The following is a 17,925-nucleotide window of genomic DNA, read 5'->3' as shown; positions in this document are numbered from 1 at the left end:
GGATATGGATGCGCTCGCGGTGCAACCCGGATCGGCAGGGATTCGCTTAGTTCAGCGCCCTCAACCGGAGATAACCAGACCCGACGAGGTGCTGGTACGAATCATACGGGTCGGTATTTGTGGCACCGATCGCGAGATTGTTAGTGGTGGTAGGGCAAAAGCTAGTGATCATGCGACTGACTTAGTAATCGGACACGAAATGTTTGGCCGCGTCGAGGCAGTCGGTTCGGCCGTACAACGAGTGCATGTCGGCGATTTTGCCGTCTTTACTGTTCGGCGCGGCTGCAAGCAGTGTTTGCCATGTCTGATGAACCGTCCTGATATGTGCCGCACCGGGAATTATCGTGAGCGAGGGATTTGGGGTCTGGATGGGTATCAAACCGAACTGGTGCTCGATACGGAAGCATATGTCGTGAAGGTACCGGCAGAACTCGAAGCAGTAGGTGTATTGCTCGAACCACTATCGGTAGCTGAGAAAGCCATCGACGAAGCGATCCGCATTCAACAAGCCCGGTTACCTGATGCACCGGCCACCCCGAACTGGCTTTTTGGTCGCCGCTGTCTGGTGGCCGGTATCGGCCCGATTGGGCTGCTCGCTGCCCTTGCCCTCCGTCTGCGTGGCGCCGAAGTTTACGGTCTCGATATCGTCGACGCTAGCACTACCCGTCCACGCTGGTTAGCAACAATCGGTGGTCACTACCTTGATGGCCGTACAGTTCCACCCGGCCAGATCGCCCAGATCGCCGGTATGATGGATCTCATCCTCGAAGCGACCGGTGTACCGGCGATTGAGTTTAATCTTCTCGACGCACTGGCCCCTGATGGTATGTACGTCCTGACCGGTATCCCCGGTGGTGATCGCCCTCTCCAGGTCGCCGGCGCTGAATTGATGCGTCGGCTTGTCTTGAACAATCAGGTGATGGTCGGCAGCGTGAATGCCGCTCGTGACCATTTTCAACTGGCTGTTGATGATTTACTCCAGGCCCACTACCGTTGGGGTCCAATCCTCAATGACCTGATCAGCCATCGATACCCGTATACTGCGTTTCCCGATGCTTTTCAGCAGCACGACCCTCATGACATCAAAATTGTGTTGGAATGGGAGCAATCTCAATGACACAAACAACGGTACGCTATGCACCCGGTTGGCCCGGTATTCCGGCACGCTGGACTTCGAGCGCCAAAACCGGGATCGGAACTGCGTTAAACCCGGCCAGCCGGGTCTGGTTTACGATTAGCCACGGTATTCTCAACGAGATCTACTATCCGCGGATTGATCAAGCTTGCACCCGCGATTGTGGCTTGATTGTCACCGATGGTCATTCGTTTTTCTCTGAAGAGAAACGTCATACCACCAGCATCGTTACGATGCTGGCCGTAGGTGTGCCGGCTTACCGATTGGTGAACAGATGCCAACAACATCGCTATCAGATCGAGAAAATGGTTATCACCCATCCAATGTACAACGCGGTGTTGCAGCAGATTACCTTTACTCCACTGCAAGGTTCGCTTGATCAGTATTCGGTGTTTGTATTACTGGCTCCGCATATCGGTAATCGTGGTGCTGAGAATACGGCATGGATCGGTGACTACAAAGGATTGCCGATGCTCTTTGCCGAGCGGTATGGTCTTGCCTTGGCTGTAGCTTGCTCGGCCCCGTGGACAGCACGCTCGGTCGGGTTTGTCGGCAGCTCTGATGGCTGGCAAGATTTGGTCCGTAACTATCGACTGACAACTCTTTACGAACGGGCAGAAAACGGCAATGTGGCCCTGACCGGCGGGATCGATGTGATGGCATGTCACGGGCAGTTTACTATCGCGATTGGCTTCGGTCAAACATGGGCTGAAGCGGCGTGGCATGCCCGTGCCGGTCTGAGCGACGAATTCGACTCCGTCTGCGCTACGTACATCCAGGCTTGGCAAACGTGGCAACAAACGCTCACTGCTCTGACCACCATTCATCAACAGGTGAGCGCGATGGTGTTACGGGTACATGAATCGAAGCAATTTCCCGGTGGAAGTATCGCCAGCCTCTCTATTCCATGGGGTATGGCCAAAGGTGATGATGACCTCGGTGGTTATCATCTGGTGTGGCCGCGCGATCTGGTCGAAATTGGTGGTGGACTACTGGCAATCGGAGCCAATGATGATGCATGGCGTATTCTCAATTATCTTGCCCTTACCCAAGAACCCGATGGACACTGGCCGCAAAATATGTGGCTCGACGGTATACCGTACTGGAACGGTATTCAAATGGACGAAACGGCATTTCCTATCTTACTCCTCGACCTGGCAGTAACGACTGGCGCGATTGATCCGGCTACCGTTTACCGCTATTGGCCAATGGTTCGACGCGCGGCGAGTTTCCTTGTTCGCAATGGACCGGTCACCGCCCAAGATCGCTGGGAGGAGAACGCCGGCTACTCACCCTTTACACTAGCAGTGGAAATTGCTGCCCTGCTCGTGACCGCCGAACTGGCCGAACAGTATGGTGAACCGACTATCGCTGACTATCTCCGCACCACAGCCGATAGCTGGAATGCCGATATTGACCGCTGGTGCTACGTGACCGGAACCGATCTTGCCCATCGTGTCGGAGTAACGGGGTATTATGTACGGATTGCACCACCCGATGTCGCCGAAGCGGCTTCACCAATGCAAGGCTACGTGCCGATTAAGAATCGTCCACCCGACCAAGCCAACGCACCGCTGAGCTATATCGTCAGTCCTGATGCTTTAGCCCTTGTGCGTTTCGGCTTGCGCGACCCACACGATCCACGGATTGTAAATACAGTACAGGTCATCGACGCACTATTGAAGATCGATACACCGTGTGGACCGGTGTGGCGACGGTACACCGACGATGGTTACGGTGAACATCAAGATGGTGCTCCATTTGACGGCACCGGTATCGGTCGTGGATGGCCGTTACTGACCGGTGAACGCGCTCACTACGAACTTGCAGCCGAGCGAGTTGAAGCGGCGAAACGACTGCTCATAACGTTGGAAGCGTTCGCGAACGAAGGTGGTTTCCTTCCCGAACAGGTGTGGGACAGTACCGACATTCCCGAACGAGAGCTTTTTTTTGGCCGGCCAGCGGGGTCAGCCATGCCGCTCGCGTGGGCTCATGCCGAACACCTTAAACTTTGCCGTTCTCTTGCCGACCAACGTCTGTTTGACATGCCACGAGTGACCGCACAGCGGTATCTCAGTCGGCAGGTGCAGAGCAAGATTGCCATCTGGCGTCCGAACCAAAAACGACGGCGAATAGTGGCAGGGATGACGTTACGTATCGATCTGAATGCCGCTGCGATGATCCACTGGAGCGCCGATCACTGGCAGACGATTCACGATACCACGACGGCTGCTAGCGGACTGGGGACCTTTTTCGCTGATTTACCGACCGAAACGTTGGCGCCTGCGACTGAGATCGTGTTTACGCTGTACTGGATCGATCAACAACGGTGGGAAGGGCGCGATTACACAGTGCAGATCGAAGCATCCGGCATAAGCGGAGAGTAGTGACGATATGAGCCGATTTATCATTCGTCATGTTGCCGGCTGGATTGGTTTACTCAGTGCCGTGGTAGCTGCTTGGCTGATTATTCATTATGCGACGCTGTTGCTCGAAGTGGTTGGTATCCTCTTTGGCGCTACGTTGTTGAGCTTGGCGATTGCTCCAATTGCCGAGCGGCTGGCCCATTGGCATGTGCCCCGTGGTATCACCGTCCTTGCCGTGTATATCCTCGGTGGTATAGTGTTGATCGCGCTAATCGAACTTTTGATCCCGGTGATCCGCATCGAAGCACAAGCATTACGCAGCCAAGGACCACACCTGTTCCAACAAGTAACCACATGGGTATCCGGTCTACCGGTGATCGGCAGTACGGTACTGAGCATGCACCAGAGCACGATCCCCAACCTCGGTCAACAACTCGGTAACTTTATCGATTCGGTGGTTCGCATCCTTTTTGGTACCGGTGGTTTATTGCTCGATTTGCTCATCGTGACCGTGTTGAGCTTTTTGTTCATTACCGATCCCGGCTTGCCAAAACGGTTGATAGCAAGCTGGATCCCACCCGCTGTTCAACCGCGACTGCAAGATTTCATCGAACGGTTACGTCGCCGCTTAACTCGCTGGGTCTGGGCCCAAATCTTGATCGCTCTCTATTTTGTGGTTGTGTATAGTATCGGGCTGAGCGTACTTGGCGTCCCTTTCGCCCTCACCATCGGCATCGTCGGTGGTTTACTCGAGATCGTACCGTATGTGGGTGGTGCTTTCGCACTCATATTAGCAGTTATTAGTAGCTTGTCGGTGAGTCCGTGGTTGGTGGTCTGGGTCATCGTTTTTCACGTGGTGGTCGTTGAACTTGAATCACACGTGATTGCCCCTGCACTCTACGGACGGATCATCGGTGTCCATCCTGCGCTGATGTTGCTTGCCTTGTTCGTAGGAGCAAAAGCCGGTGGTGTGGTGGGTGTGTTTTTTGCTGTGCCGATCACGGTAGTTATTCTAGCATGCGGACAAGAGTTACGGCGTAGCCTTGCGATATCGAATCGGACGACCAATTCATAGGGAGGGATTATGTTGCTGTCACTTCATGCCACTGTGTACTGCCATACTACACCCTGCGGGGTCGTGAGTGGTGTATTCTTTGATCGTCCATCACTACGCCTCACTTCTATTCTGGTACAAGAACAAGGCTTACTCGCAGCCGAGCGATTGGTGCCGGTATTGGCTATTGATAGCGTAACCGATAATACCATCACATTGACGATAACGGATGATGAATTCACCGAGTGTGATCCTTTTAGCGAGCCGATTGAGATGTATCATCTCGATCCAGAACCATCGACCGCTATCCAACTGCCTCTCCTCCGCCGACACGCGCGCGTGATGGCCAGCAACGGACGTATCGGCCGGGTAAGCGCCTTGCACCTCGATGCTGATTGGCGGATTGTCGCCATTCTGTTGCATCGCGGCTATTGGTGGGGAAGCCGTGATATTAGCATTCCGATTCATCTTGTAGCCACAATCGACGAATTTTTGGTCACACTGACGGTTCGCCGCGATGAGATCGCATCGTTGGCAGCGAAGCAATAATCGAAGGAAGACGTTATGAACTCGTATGGATGGCTCATATGGGCATTGCTCTCAGCCGTGTTTGCTGCCCTCACGACTATTTTGGCCAAAATCGGTATTCAAGGCGTCGACTCCGATCTGGCAACCCTGATCCGTACCATCGTGATTGTGGTAGTTTTGACAGGTTTTGTATGGTTCACCGGCAAATGGACCAATCCTTTCACGTTAGGTTCGAAAACGCTCGGGTTCCTTGTTTTATCGGCATTAGCAACCGGTGCATCCTGGGTCTGTTATTTTCGCGCATTGCAACAAGGTGATGCGGCGAAAGTCGCCCCGATTGACAAATTAAGCGTGGTGCTGGTTGCTATCTTTGCCGTTATCCTTTTGGCCGAACGGCCTTCATTGCGCGAATGGTTGGGAATAGGGTTCGTCGGCGCTGGGGTAGTGATCATCGCACTTGCGAAGTAGTTACAAACCATGCCCAGACTGTTATGACATCACTCTTTCCTCTAAGTTTGAGCGAAATCCTTTTGGTCATCATTGCCACAACCGGTCTCGGCTGCATCATCAGTGGCCGCCTCCGTCCTGATCTAGCCGCACTGCTCGTTTTAGTCACGCTTGGCGTGACCCGCGTCATCTCACCGCAAGAAGCCTTCAGCGGTTTTAGCAATTCAGCGGTAATCACTATTATTGGCCTGTCGGTTATCACGGCTGCCCTCGAACAAACCGGCGCCGTGCGCTGGGTTGCTCATCACCTCGCCGGTCTCAGTGGCAAGAGCGAAACGCGCATGATCGCCGTCTTTATGATCGCTGGCGCCCTTCTCTCCCTGGTCATGAATAACATTGCCGCCGGCGCCATCCTCTTGCCGGCAGCGGTTCGGGTTGCTCGCCAAGCCCAGATTCCGGCCTCAAAGATTTTAATGCCGCTTTCGTTTGGCACCCTCCTCGGCGGTATGGCAACGCTGTTTACCACATCCAACATTATTCTCAGCGGAAATCTGATCGCCCAAGGTCAACGCGGTTTGACAATGGCCGATTTTCTCGTTTCGGGCGGGCCGATGGTCATTACCGGCCTGCTCTACATGCTGTTCATCGGCCGTAGACTCTTGCCTGCACGTGAAACCGCCGCCCTCACTACGGTGGGTGTAGTTGACCTCCGTAGCATCTATCAGCTCGATCAGCGCTTATGGGAAGTACGGCTACCACCAGACGCCCAAATCGTTGGGACCACCTTGGCCGAGGCTAACATCAGTGCCCTGACGGGCACGACCGTAATCGCTATTTGGCGTGGTCACACCGCAATCTTCCATCCGACACCTACCGAACAACTGAGAGGTGAGGATATTTTGCTGGTATTAGGTCGGGAAGATCGTGTGACCCAACTCGAACAGTTTGGTTGCATCATCGGACGCAATAGCACGCCGGGGCATCACCTAAACTTACCAATTGAGCTAGCTGAGGTCATCGTTGGCCCGCGTGCACCGTTTACCGGCCAAACACTCCAACAACTCCGCTTTCGGACGAAGTTCGGGCTGACCGTTGTCTCGCTCTGGCGTGAAGGCCGCAGTTATCGTACCAACGTCGGTACCATACCGCTTGCCGCCGGTGATGCTTTGCTAATTACTGGCCCATTAGACCGTATTCAACAATTGGCCGAGGAGCCCGGTTTTATCGTCCTACATACCCAACCGGCCGAACAACTTGTTGGGCGGCAAGCAGTGATTGCAGGGGTCATTACACTGGTTGTACTGCTTGCGGCAACAACTGGCTGGATTGCTACGGGCGAGGCAATGTTGGCCGGCGCCGCAGCGTTGATCATATCCGGTTGTATTACAATGGATGATGCCTATCGCGCCATCGAATGGCGGGTGATAACTATGATCGCTGGCCTGCTGCCGATAGGGATTGCTCTGACCGAAACCGGTTTAGGCGCGAAAATAGGGACGCTATTGACAAGTAAGCTAGTGGTTTATGGGCCAATGGCATTGCTAACCGGCCTGTTTTTAACAACTGTCCTCATGACCCAGTTGGTCGGCGGACAAGTAACTCCTCTCATTATCGGTCCCATCGCGATCAGTGCTGCGTTGAATGCCCACGTGAATCCGCAAGCGATTGCTGTCGCCGTTGCCATCGGTTGTTCAACAGCCTTTCTTACCCCAATTGCCCATCCTGTTAGCTTGATGATGGGGCCGGGTAATTATCGCTCCGGCGATTTTTTACGTGTGGGTCTTGGATTGACGGTGGTGTGTTTGCTTACCTTGCTGATTGTGATGCCACTGGTGTGGCGCCTCAATTCCATCACGCCGTAACGAGCTCAGATGGTCGATCCGGTTCGGCTTATCGGTGTCACCATCACGATGACGCCTTTCCCGCCCGATGGACTTTTTTTCAACCGCTTACGTCTGAGATATTGTTTTCACCCTCTCTGTGTCCGGCTATGTGCCGGTCGTGTTTGCACCAGATAGGCTGTTGAGAGCCATCCCTCAATGCGGTCGCCCCCGATTGTCAGGCGCGCTGCGCGGTAGCCTTCGTGGCGCGCCTTGCTCGGGATGTATCGGTTCGAGATGTATCACGCCTCCTCAGGAGAGGGTGTTCGTCTGCGCGTCCCTTTCAGACTTTGCTCACGCTCTGGCGGATGCACCTCATTGCTTTACAAAACCGTCATCTGGTGTTAGAATGAAGCAGCGAAATATACGGCAAGGAACGCCGCACAGGGCAGATGTCGCCCGCCTCTCAAGGCGGGCGCTTTCTTATATCTTGAAATTTCGGAGCAATGCAATGTCCCAGAACGACAACTCAAACCAGGTGTACCACTGTCCAACATGCGGCAGCGCGCTGGTTCCCGACAACAATCACTTGCGTTGCACGGCGCCGGGCTGCCCTGAGCGCAACCACAGCCTGTTTCTCGCCTACGGTCCCCGTCTGGTTCTGCGCGAGCCGCGCACGAACGGGCATTCGGCTGTGACGATGCCCTGGGAAATGCACGAAGGTGAGAGCGTCTCCCGGTAATGCGCCTCTCATCGCGCGCTGCGAGTTCTGGATCGTATTATCACGTTTGCGCTTTCTTCTGAGCAACGCATAAACCTGTGGACAAACGGCGAAATGCACTCTGAGCATGTCGAGGGGTGCATTTCGTTTTTGTGCATCCTACGCGCTACTCACCATCCGCCGCCGCTGCGTCCGCCGCCGCCGAACCCGCCGCCGCTGCGTCCGCCGCCGCCGAACCCGCCGCCGCTGCGTCCGCCGCCGCCGAACCCGCCGCCGCTGCGGCTGCCCCCGCTCCAACTGCTGCGGCGGTGGGGGCGATCGTTCAGCAGTGTTCCGACCAGCACGCCGCCGATGAAGTCGCCAAGGCTGTCCTGATTGCGGTGAGCGGATGCGATCTGCTCCTCGAATATCCGCGACGCACTTTCGGCTTTGCTGTAAGCGTCGTGCGCGCGCTCCAACGCGCGCTGCGCGTCGGTTTCGTTGGAGACCTCGCCGATCTGATGGTAACTCGCGCGCGCTTCCTGGAGCAGCGCAAAGCCGCGCGCATTCGCCATCACCAGATTTCCTGCGCGCGCCGAGAGTTGCTCGGCGCGCATAATCGCCGATCGGGCGCGGTCGGCTTCGGTGCGCACCTGTTGCCGCAGCGTAGCGACGCGCTGATAGTGGTTCTGAATATCTGCATAGATCTGGGCAGCCTGCTGTTCGAGCGCAGTATAGCGCTCAATTGCGTCGCGCAGCGCCTCAGCGCGCGCTGCTTCCTCCTTTTGTTCAACGCTCTGCGCTGCGCGATAGGCAGCCTGGAGGTTGATCTGCAAGCCGTTGATCCGGTCCTTCGCGCCAACCGGGATGTCGCGCGAGTGAACGGTTATGAACTGAACGATCTTCTGCACTTCAGCCGTGGCGACCTGCTGCATACGCTTCAGTTGTTCGCGCAAGCGATCCATTGCCTCGACTTCGGAGCGCGCGCCGCGCAGCGCCTCATCCGCCAGGTGATTGGCTTCATGCGCCAGGCGAACGATCTGGAGCCAGTCAGGGCGCTCCTGCTGCATTTCAGCGCGCGCCTGCGCCAGCGCCGACTCAGCGCGCGCCAGCAGTTTCTCCGGTTCCTTGCCGACATCGGGATCGTTGGCGGCAAGGAACGCGCGCCCCTGGAGAATGTCCGCCTCGGCAGCCGCAATCTCATCGCGCGCCGCGTCACGCGCCGCCTCCAGGTCTTTCAGGCGCTTGATAATCGCCTCGATAAGCGCGCGCGCATACGCGATGCGCTCCTCCGCCTGATCGAGATCGGCGCCGGCTTCAATGAACTCCTGTCGCTCCATTGAGTTGCGTTCGGCAGCCCGCTCCCACAGTTCCTGCGCCTCGTCGGCGGCGCGCTCGGCTTCGCTGCCGTTGCCGCGAATGTCGCTCCAGGCGCTCTCGGCAAACTCATCGACAAGGTCGAACACGCGCCATCCCTCGTCGATGAATGCAGCAAGCGCTTCGCCGTCTGCTCTGATCTTTTCGATGCGTTCGAGGTTGGCGCGATAGCGCGCCGGTAGCCCGCCGCCACGGATGACTCCCAGTTCCCGCGCTTTGTCCGCCTGGTCGAGCAGACCGGCGATGCCTTCGGGTCCGATGATGGGCAATGCTGCCGCTGCCTGGCGCAGCAACCCTTCGGCAGTGTTGAACGATGCCATGCCCGCATCGACGCGGAACCCCTGCTCAGCCGCTCGTTCAGCCGCCGCGCGTCCGGCAGCGATACCGTCCTGGATGTCGCGCATGCGTGCAATCGCACCGGCAAGCGCCGTGATCGCGGCTGACGCTGCCCCGGCTGCCGCGATTGCATCGGCAGCGCGGCGCTCCTTCAGCAATTGCTCAGCGCGTTCGACCAGCGATTCGGCGGAGTGGAACACCGCCTCGGGCTGGAGATCGGCGCTGAGGTCGCTGAGTTGCGCGGCAACGTCAGCCAGCGCTTTTTTTGCCCGGTCCACCTCATCAGGCGCTGCCTGTGCAATGCGGTCGAGTTCGGCGCGGTGCGCTTCGACCTGCACCAACCGTTCGCGCACAGCATTCGCTTCTTGCGCTATCTGGCGATACTGCTGTGCTGCGGCTTCATAGTCAGCCAGCGCGGGCATTTTGCGCAACACCAGGCTCTTTTCCGTCTCGGCAAACCGTTCCTGGAGGCGCGCGAACTGCTGCTCGATGTCGCCTTGCATCGCGGCAAGGTGACGAACATCCGCCTCTGCGTAGGAGACGCGGTCGAACTTTGCTTTTTCCTGGGCATCGCGCAGCGCCTGGCTGAGATCGACAATGGCGGAACTTGCCAAACGGCGCGCCTCGTCCATCGCAGTACGCGCCGTTTCCAGCGCCTTCGCTGCCGCACGGCGCTTCTGGAAACCACTCCAGAGCATCGGACCGGCGACTGCCAGCAGCACCAGGAAGATAACGCCGCCGACAATCGGAACCGGATCAATGTTGACCGTCGTTCCACCTGCGGGAGTCGGCGGTGTGACGATTGAGCGCTCAATTGCCGTCAGTGCGTCAACAACGCCACGGGTCGCATTGCCGCTCGCCAGTCCGGGGTTCAACTGGTTCTGTCGGATTGTTTCGACATTGTTGTTCGTGCGCAGCGCCGCATTCCAGCGATCGCCATACGCAATCTCCGAGTAGCGCGGGTCGAACGACACGTAGATGGCGATCACGTCGGTATTGATGTTGCTGCCGCTGGCGAGATCGGCGCGCTGATATTGGCGCAGTGCGTCGTCCTCGCCGCCGCGCTGCACCAGAAACACCCCCACGCGCGCGCCGCGGTCAACGAGCGGCCGTGCTGCACGCTGTACGGCGGCAACGTCGAGATTGCCGGTTTCGTCGATAATCGTTGGGTTCGATTGCGCCAGCGCCGGGGCGACCAGCACCGCCAGGAGCAGTGTGAGCAGCGCCAGAGCGCCGGCTTTGCGCGCATGGATCAGGAGTATCATGGGCGACTCCTTTGCTCAGATATGCTTCCATTGTAGCACGGCTTCCTGCGTGCGCAGATGACCGTCACCTGGGCAGCTCTGGCGGAGCGTGGGGGTGATGCCAATGACGATTGAAAATGCCGCATGCTGGTCATTCCGAGCCCTTCGCTTCGCTCAGGGTAAACTCAGCGAGGAATCTGAGCGGGTCGCGCACGCCTCCTCGCGCTGCTCAGGGTGACCATGCTGGATGTTCACCGGTCATTGGTATGATGTTCCGGCGCGGCGGGTATGCCGGTCAGCGGGGGAGGGGGGGCGGGCGTGGGTGACGGTCAGCGCCTGTCAGACACCATTCACCCCGCAGCCTGGTGCAGGCTAGGGTCATCTGCTATACTCTGCGGCATTGCATTCGTAGTACGCTGGCGCAACTGCGCAACGGAGCAAACCATCGTGGATCGGCACACAACGAATCGCAACCTTCGCCTGCTGGTCATCGAACTCTTCTGGGCATCAATCGCAATTGCGTGCTACTCGTTCGCGGCAGCATTCCTGATCCAACTGGGGGGATCGAACCTGATGGTCAGCCTGCTGACCTCGGCGGCAGCGCTGGTCAATGCGCTGACATCGATCCCCTTTGCCATGTTCCTTGAACGGATTGGCAATCGTCGTCCCTGGATCATCGGCAGCCTGCTGGCATTGCGCCTGGGGCATATCGGTCTGATTTTCGTTCCCTTTCTTCCGGCGTACCGCGCTGAGGCGATGGTCGCGCTCCTCTTGCTGATCAATGTGCCGGTTGCGCTATTCAACGCCGGATGGTTGCCGATGCTCGGCGATATTGTGCCGCTGGCGCAGCGAGCGCGCCTCTTTTCGGCGCGCAATATGACGATGGGCATAACCGTGATGACGACGACATTCCTGATGGGGCGCTGGCTCGATGCTGCACCCTTTCCTGCCAATTATCAGTTGATGTTCGCCCTGGCGGTCGTCGCCAGCCTGTTGAGCACTGTCTACGTGGCGCGTCTGACGATCCCGCCATCGCCGGTGGTCGAGCGCACGGCGGGGCGTCATCGTCCGACCTTCGTGGAAGTTCGAGCGTTGCTGCGACAGCAGCGCTCGTTTGCGAACATCACGATCAACACGCTGATATTCAATATCGCATTCTGGATGGGAACGCCACTGCAACCGATCTACTTCGTGCGCGAACTCGGCGCAAGCGATGGCTGGCTTGGCGTATGGCTGGCGCTCATCAGCGGCGGGCAGATTATCGGCAACCTGGTGTGGCCCCGCCTGATCGAGAAACGTGGCTATTCGTGGGTGTTGCTGCGTGCAGCTACGGCAAGTGCGCTGTACTATTTCCTCATCGGCGCCGTGCCCGATCTGACGCTCATTCTGCTGTTTGCGCTGCTGTTTGGCGCAGTCAGTCCTGGAGTAGAGATCAGTCATTTCAATATTTTGCTGGAAGTCTGCCCGCCCGAACGACGCGCATTCTCCATCGGAGTATTCGTCACGGTGATGAATGTTGGTTTCTTTGTCGCCACGCTTGCCTGTGCACCGCTGATCGATCTGGTTGGCGCGCAGGCGCTGGTGTTGATCCTTGCCGGTGTGCGCCTGATCGGGGCGCTCCTGTTCGTGGTCAACCCGGTGCGCGCGGCGACGATTGAGATAGCAAAAGTGCATTGATATGCCTTCCACCCGTCACACGTTCATTGCTCAGACGCAGCCCGGTTTCGAGGCGATTGCCGCAACCGAGATTACCGCGCGCCTCGACGGTGCGCAGTTCATCGATCTCCGGTCGGTTGCTGACAAGAACGGCATGGTGCGCTTTGCTTTCTCCGGCGATCCGCGTGATCTCTTGCAACTGCGGACGGTGGAAGATGTCTTTGTCGTGGCGGCGGAGGCGCGCGATCTGGCGCCGGGATTTGCGGCATTGCGCCAGTTGGCGCATCTGGCGGCGACAGCGCCCGGCATCGAGCGCGCCATTCATCTGGTGCGACGGGTCGATCCTCGGCGCGGCGGCGAAGGGCGCATTCATTACCGCGTTATTGCACGACAGGTCGGACGTCTGCCGTACCGCCGCGTCGATGCACAGGTTGCCGTCGAGCGCGGAATCGCCGCGCGCCCGGATCACCGCTGGCGACTTGTCGCCGACGGCGGGATTGAGTTCTGGCTGGTGCAGTGGCCCGGTGAGGCGCTTCTCATGGTGCGGCTAAGCGATGAACGCATGCGCCACCGTGACTACAAAGTCGAGCACCTCCCGGCATCGCTGCGTCCGGCGGCTGCGGCGGCGCTGGCATGGTTGACGACGCCGCGCGATGATGATCGGTTCCTCGATCCGATGTGCGGCGCGGGGACGATCCTGATCGAGCGGGCGCATCTGGGGCGCTACCGCGCGTTGATCGGCGGCGACATCGACCCGGAAGCGGTTGCGACGGCGCGGGCGAATATTGGATCACGCTACAAGCCGGTGTCCATTCACGAATGGGATGCGCGCCGGTTGCCGCTCGACGCCGGTTCGGTCACGGCGCTGGCGGTCAATCTGCCATTCGGCGCACAAATGGGATCGCTCGAAGAGAATCGCACGCTCTACCCGGAGTTCCTGCGCGAAGCGGCGCGGGTGCTGCGCCCCGGCGCGCGGCTCGTGGCGCTCAGCGGCGACGCGCGCACCCTGAGCGACGCGCTGCGGCGGAACAACCGCCTGGCTCGCTGCGCAACCTACCCTGTCCTCATCCTCGGCCGTCGCGCAGTGATTGTGGTGGCGGAGCGAGGGTAGGGGTGGTTTTGTGCCGATGTGCCTGACAGTATGTGGTACAGCGGTAGGCTCAAGCGACGGTCGGTCGGAGCGCAGGTCAAGTGGCGCCTGAGCCAAACCTCTGATAAAACCGTTCAACCACGAGCAGCAAATCCTCCGGCTGACCTGAGACGAACCGTCCCAAACGCGGAAATCAGGGTTGCCGGCTTCAGTCTTTTTGGGCAAGACGGTGACCTGTAATGGCACAGCCTTGAGATTTGGCTATTCCCTCCAGCAGCGTCCCGAGCACGGGGTAGTAACTCTCTTCGCGAGCGTCGCCGCGCTGAGTAAGATTGGCAATAGACTGAAGGTAAGATTCCAATGGCTTGTCCTTTCTTCGTTGGTCGCCCTGTCACTCATTGAAGCGGCTCAACGGCACGCGGTTATGCTGCACTGCGCAGTTTGCGGTGTCGGCATACAGCGGCGCGTGCCGTTGGACGGCATACCTTTACGAGAGAAATGGATTACATATCTGAATCTCTTCTTGAACCGTCAATCCGTGTTGCATATCTTCAGAATACAAAACGGAAACACCCGCACGCAAGGCGCTCGCTACAATGATGCTATCCCAGGAAGATAGCACATACCGTTGACGCAATCGAGACGCCATTGGTAATACCAATTACGATTGAAGATGCCGCATGCTTGTCATTCCGAGCGCAGCGAGGAATCCGAGCGGGTTCGCGCAAGACCCCTCGCTCTGCTCGGGGTGACCATGCCGGATGGTCACAGGTCATTGGTATAAAACCGACACCGACTCGCAGTCAGTCAGACAAGATGTTCGAGCGTCTCGTTCGCAAGGCGTCACAATCCACAATGCGCATTAGCGGTCGTGGACGCTTGACCGCGTCTCGGCGCTAGCAGCCCTAGCAGGGCTTGCACGTGCTCAGCGAGGGCTTTAGCCCGCAGCGCCTTTTTCCACTTACTCGCTTGATTCGTCTATTTTACTTGCACGTGCTTAGCGAGGGCTTTCGCCCGCAGCGCCCCGGCAGTATTGCACGAATGACTGCGCATACGCATCAGCAAAAGCATGAGACTCGAGAACAAGCAAGTTGTCTTCAAGCAGTCCCCGAACGTGCGAGCGATCAGGACGGCATGCGGGCGAGCGCTGTTCGGTAAAATCGGCGCGGCGAGTCCGTCGGACGCGAATCTGCTGCTGAGCGGCGCCGCGTGCTCCCTACGACCATGGTGCTTTACCGACGTGATTTTAGGACGGCAACGCCCTTAACGATGATGTCGCGTACATACCTATACTTGTATGCACTAGGGTTGTGCTCTTGCTCGGCCGCATGAAGAGCGAACGAAAGAACATTGGGGTCGGCGCCCATCAAAGGAAGCAGTTCTTGTTTTGCAGTTGTAAGCATATGTTCCAACCAGTCGCGGCTTTCCATAGTCAGTTGATATCCTGAAAACGTCGATTGTATTTCGTCACGTTGCAAAGCGTAACGGTAATACTTGACGCCCCAACGGTTCGCTACCGGTTGCAACCCAAGGACGAGCGTAAATGCGAAACCAAGACTTGCCTTGACCGTGATCGGGCGTAGTCCAGAAAGGGTATGATGGTTCCATCCATTCAGTGCTGCCGGTCGTCGCGCAAAGGCGTCTCCAATCGGCGGACTCAAGATTGCAGTCGTGACAGTCTCGACAATTTGGACTTCCTCGCTATGGAAATAGCGTTCAAATGCTACAAATCGAGGTGCGATAGCATCGGCGACGTGAATAAGTTCGTTTTGCGTATAAGGCGCCGCTGACACGACAACATAAGCATTGGACCACGAATGGGAATGCAGTTGCTTTTTGACGAGAATGCGATAGACGGCCATCAGTGTACAGCCTTCTCCCACTGCGAGCGGAAGGTTTCCTCAGTGAAATAGTGGAAGTTAGGAACGGTATACGCCTGAATAGTGGCGCCAGCCCTGAACAGGGCATATTCGACAAGCTTTGCCGTTGGAGTAAGCCCACGCTGACGAGCTAACTGGAGGATGCTTTCTGCATCACGCTTAAGGCGGCAGCGAACGTGCATTGTTACGATTTGTCCTTGGTCATCAAAGCGGAAATACAGGAGCCACATGTCACTATCACAAATAAACAGTTTCAACATCCCATGCTGATTATAGCACGACGAGATAGAGCGCTGCCCAACGCAAGTGTCAGCCGTCCGCTAAGCACCGCGAAGCGGGTCGACTGCATGCCGCGTTGGGCGCAGCCCCGATCTTGCGGCAGCTCTAGGGTCTCCAGGTGAACTTAGAGTCAGCCGCCACCATGATGTCTCCGTGCTGAACGTCCTGTTTGCTAATGTCGCGCAGCAGCACGCCGATATTATCGCCCATCCGAGCCTGGTTCATCTGCTTCCCGAACGATTCGATGCCGATGACCATCGACGTCTTGGTGGCGCCTGGCCGTGTGATTTGAATATTATCCCCGACCTTGAGTACGCTACTCTCTACTTGACCAGTGACGACTGTCCCCCGACCACGGATCGCGGATACATCTCGAACGGTCAAGTGAAAAAATAGATTTGATAGGCATAAGCTCAGTTTTCCTTGATGTGAAGGCTTATACGAGTGCGCAGTCATTCGTACAACACTGCCGATAAACGTTGTTCTTCATTCCAAGCAAACCGAGTGATCGAATATGTTATCTGACTGACCGCAAGTTAGTACCAGTTTCTGGTTCTCAGTTCCTGGTTCTCACCTCTCCTATCCCGCAACCTTCCCCCTCCCGTTTCGTAGATTCAGTGCTGCAACCGTATCGCCAACAAGTGATAACACATCCTTAACCAGGATCGGGTAGACTGAGCAGCAGAATATCGCATCGCAGCAGGAGTGGATGATGCAACCGATCACACGCGCCATTGGTTTTGGGTATCTGCTGATCTGTCTGCTGGCGTTGATCGCCTCTGCGTTTGTGGGTCCCGTTGGGTATGCGCCTTTTCCAATCCCCCTCGGTCCGGCGCAGGAGCCGGTGGTCGTCACCATCTGGTACGGCACCGAAAAGAAACTCTGGCTCGAAGACGCCGCACAACGATTTGCCGCAACCAACCCGCGCGTCGGCAACCGCCCGATCCGGATCGTCCTGCGCGGCATTGGTTCCCGTGAACTTTCGTTGCGCGCCGCGCGCCAGGAGTTCGGCGGCGATGGACAGCCAACCGTCATCAGTCCGGCGAGTTCCATATGGGTTGAAGTCGCCAAAGCCGACTGGGCAGCGCTCAATCCCGGCAGCCGACCGTTTGTCATTGATCGCCCCGATCAGGCGGCGCCGCTGGCGTTGACACCTTTGGTTGCTGTGGCATGGAAAGAGCGCGCCGACGTGCTCTGGCCCGCCGGTCCCGTCAATTTCTGGCAAAATCTCCACGACGCGCTGTCGAACGAGGAAGGATGGGTTGGCGTCGCCAAAGCGAACGGCTTCGCTCCCGGATCGCCGGAGTATGAGAAAGCCAGGAGCTGGGGGTTTGTGAAATTCGGGCATACCTCGCCGCTCACCTCAAACAGCGGTGCGCAGGCGTTGGTCCTGATGGCGTATGGTTACCACAGCAAGAGCAAAGGATTGATGAACGCCGACATCCTTGATCCCGGCTTCCAGCAATGGATGCGCGAGATCGAGATGGCGGTGCTCGAATTTGGCGACAGCACCGGCACCTTCATGACCAGCATGGTGCAGTTTGGTCCCAGCAAATACGACATCGTGCTCGTCTACGAGAACCTGGCGCTGGAGAACGTCGAAGCGGCGCAGCGGCGCTGGGGCGACATCCGCATTTACTATCCGCCGGTCACGATGTTCAGCGACCATCCCTATGCCATTCTGAACACCCCCTGGGTGACGCCGGAACAGCAGCGGGCGGCGGAACAGTTCCGCGATTTTCTGCTGTCGCAACCAATCCAGGAGATTGCATTCCAGCAGTATGGATTCCGTCCGGCAAATCCAGAGGTTCCGGTGCTGACGAACGATGCATCCAATCCGTTCAACAAATACCGTGCCTATGGCGCGCAGGTTGATACACCGCCGCTGGTTGAAACGCCATCGGGCGATGTCGTCACGACACTGCTCGACCTGTGGCGACGTCAGATCAACCGATAACAGAGGCAAGAGACAAGAGGTGAGAGGCGAGAGGGTATGCGCCCGATCATTCGCTG

The 17,925-nt window shown here is 57.5% G+C and carries 14 protein-coding genes; 10 read left to right on the top strand and 4 right to left on the bottom strand.

Annotation, left to right across the window (positions count from 1 at the left end; translation table 11 throughout):
• Positions 1-4: 4 nt before the first annotated feature.
• The 7 genes from RCAS_RS13350 to RCAS_RS13320 all read left to right on the top strand — a co-directional run bounded on the left by RCAS_RS13350 (position 5) and on the right by RCAS_RS13320 (position 8,092).
• Entirely contained in the window at positions 5-1,117 is a 1,113-nt protein-coding gene (locus tag RCAS_RS13350) for a glucose 1-dehydrogenase (RefSeq protein WP_012121091.1), read from the top strand.
• Entirely contained in the window at positions 1,114-3,522 is a 2,409-nt protein-coding gene (locus RCAS_RS13345; RefSeq protein ID WP_012121090.1) for a glucan 1,4-alpha-glucosidase, read from the top strand. Before RCAS_RS13350 ends, RCAS_RS13345 begins: the two co-directional genes overlap by 4 nt.
• 7 nt (positions 3,523-3,529) lie before the next feature.
• Positions 3,530-4,576, top strand: a complete 1,047-nt coding sequence (locus tag RCAS_RS13340; RefSeq protein ID WP_012121089.1) for an AI-2E family transporter — start codon at positions 3,530-3,532, stop codon at positions 4,574-4,576.
• Positions 4,577-4,585: 9 nt separating this feature from the next.
• Positions 4,586-5,104, top strand: a complete 519-nt coding sequence (locus tag RCAS_RS13335; protein WP_012121088.1) for a hypothetical protein — start codon at positions 4,586-4,588, stop codon at positions 5,102-5,104.
• 15 nt (positions 5,105-5,119) lie between these two features.
• Entirely contained in the window at positions 5,120-5,551 is a 432-nt protein-coding gene (locus RCAS_RS13330) for an EamA family transporter (RefSeq protein WP_012121087.1), read from the top strand.
• Between the two features lie 23 nt (positions 5,552-5,574).
• Positions 5,575-7,392 (top strand): SLC13 family permease, encoded by a 1,818-nt coding sequence (locus tag RCAS_RS13325; protein ID WP_012121086.1) that lies wholly within the window; start codon positions 5,575-5,577, stop codon positions 7,390-7,392.
• Between the two features lie 469 nt (positions 7,393-7,861).
• Complete coding sequence (locus tag RCAS_RS13320; protein WP_041330765.1) at positions 7,862-8,092, top strand: hypothetical protein; 231 nt, start codon at positions 7,862-7,864, stop codon at positions 8,090-8,092.
• 149 nt (positions 8,093-8,241) lie between these two features.
• Here the strand turns inward: RCAS_RS13320 and RCAS_RS25225 are convergent, their stop codons facing one another.
• Positions 8,242-11,028, bottom strand: coding sequence for a coiled-coil domain-containing protein (locus tag RCAS_RS25225; protein ID WP_012121084.1), 2,787 nt, complete (start codon positions 11,026-11,028; stop codon positions 8,242-8,244).
• A 426-nt stretch (positions 11,029-11,454) separates the two neighbouring features.
• Here RCAS_RS25225 and RCAS_RS13310 point away from each other — a divergent pair, with 426 nt between their 5' ends.
• Together RCAS_RS13310 and RCAS_RS13305 are read left to right on the top strand one after the other, a co-directional pair.
• Positions 11,455-12,684, top strand: coding sequence for an MFS transporter (locus RCAS_RS13310; RefSeq protein ID WP_012121083.1), 1,230 nt, complete (start codon positions 11,455-11,457; stop codon positions 12,682-12,684).
• A 1-nt stretch (position 12,685) separates the two neighbouring features.
• Positions 12,686-13,774 (top strand): methyltransferase domain-containing protein, encoded by a 1,089-nt coding sequence (locus RCAS_RS13305; protein WP_012121082.1) that lies wholly within the window; start codon positions 12,686-12,688, stop codon positions 13,772-13,774.
• A 1,211-nt stretch (positions 13,775-14,985) separates the two neighbouring features.
• Here RCAS_RS13305 and RCAS_RS13300 read toward each other — a convergent pair.
• From RCAS_RS13300 to RCAS_RS26525, 3 genes are all read right to left on the bottom strand, one after another.
• Positions 14,986-15,615 carry a hypothetical protein gene (locus RCAS_RS13300; RefSeq protein WP_012121081.1) on the bottom strand — a complete coding sequence of 210 codons (630 nt, stop codon included), beginning with the start codon at positions 15,613-15,615 and terminating at the stop codon, positions 14,986-14,988.
• Positions 15,615-15,893, bottom strand: coding sequence for a hypothetical protein (locus RCAS_RS13295; RefSeq protein WP_041330763.1), 279 nt, complete (start codon positions 15,891-15,893; stop codon positions 15,615-15,617). The genes RCAS_RS13300 and RCAS_RS13295 overlap by 1 nt, the downstream gene beginning before the upstream one ends.
• A 124-nt stretch (positions 15,894-16,017) precedes the next feature.
• Positions 16,018-16,368, bottom strand: coding sequence for an EF-Tu/IF-2/RF-3 family GTPase (locus RCAS_RS26525; protein WP_157042644.1), 351 nt, complete (start codon positions 16,366-16,368; stop codon positions 16,018-16,020).
• A 253-nt stretch (positions 16,369-16,621) separates the two neighbouring features.
• On the opposite strand from RCAS_RS26525, the gene RCAS_RS13285 reads away from it, so the two are divergent.
• A complete protein-coding gene (locus RCAS_RS13285; protein WP_232280015.1) occupies positions 16,622-17,869 on the top strand; it encodes a substrate-binding domain-containing protein in 1,248 nt (415 codons plus the stop codon).
• The last annotated feature ends 56 nt before the right edge of the window (positions 17,870-17,925 follow it).

The sequence above is a fragment of the Roseiflexus castenholzii DSM 13941 genome (genome assembly GCF_000017805.1).
Classification (GTDB): domain Bacteria; phylum Chloroflexota; class Chloroflexia; order Chloroflexales; family Roseiflexaceae; genus Roseiflexus; species Roseiflexus castenholzii.
Note: the sequence above shows the minus strand (reverse complement) of the source record. Positions and strands in the feature narration are given on the sequence as shown.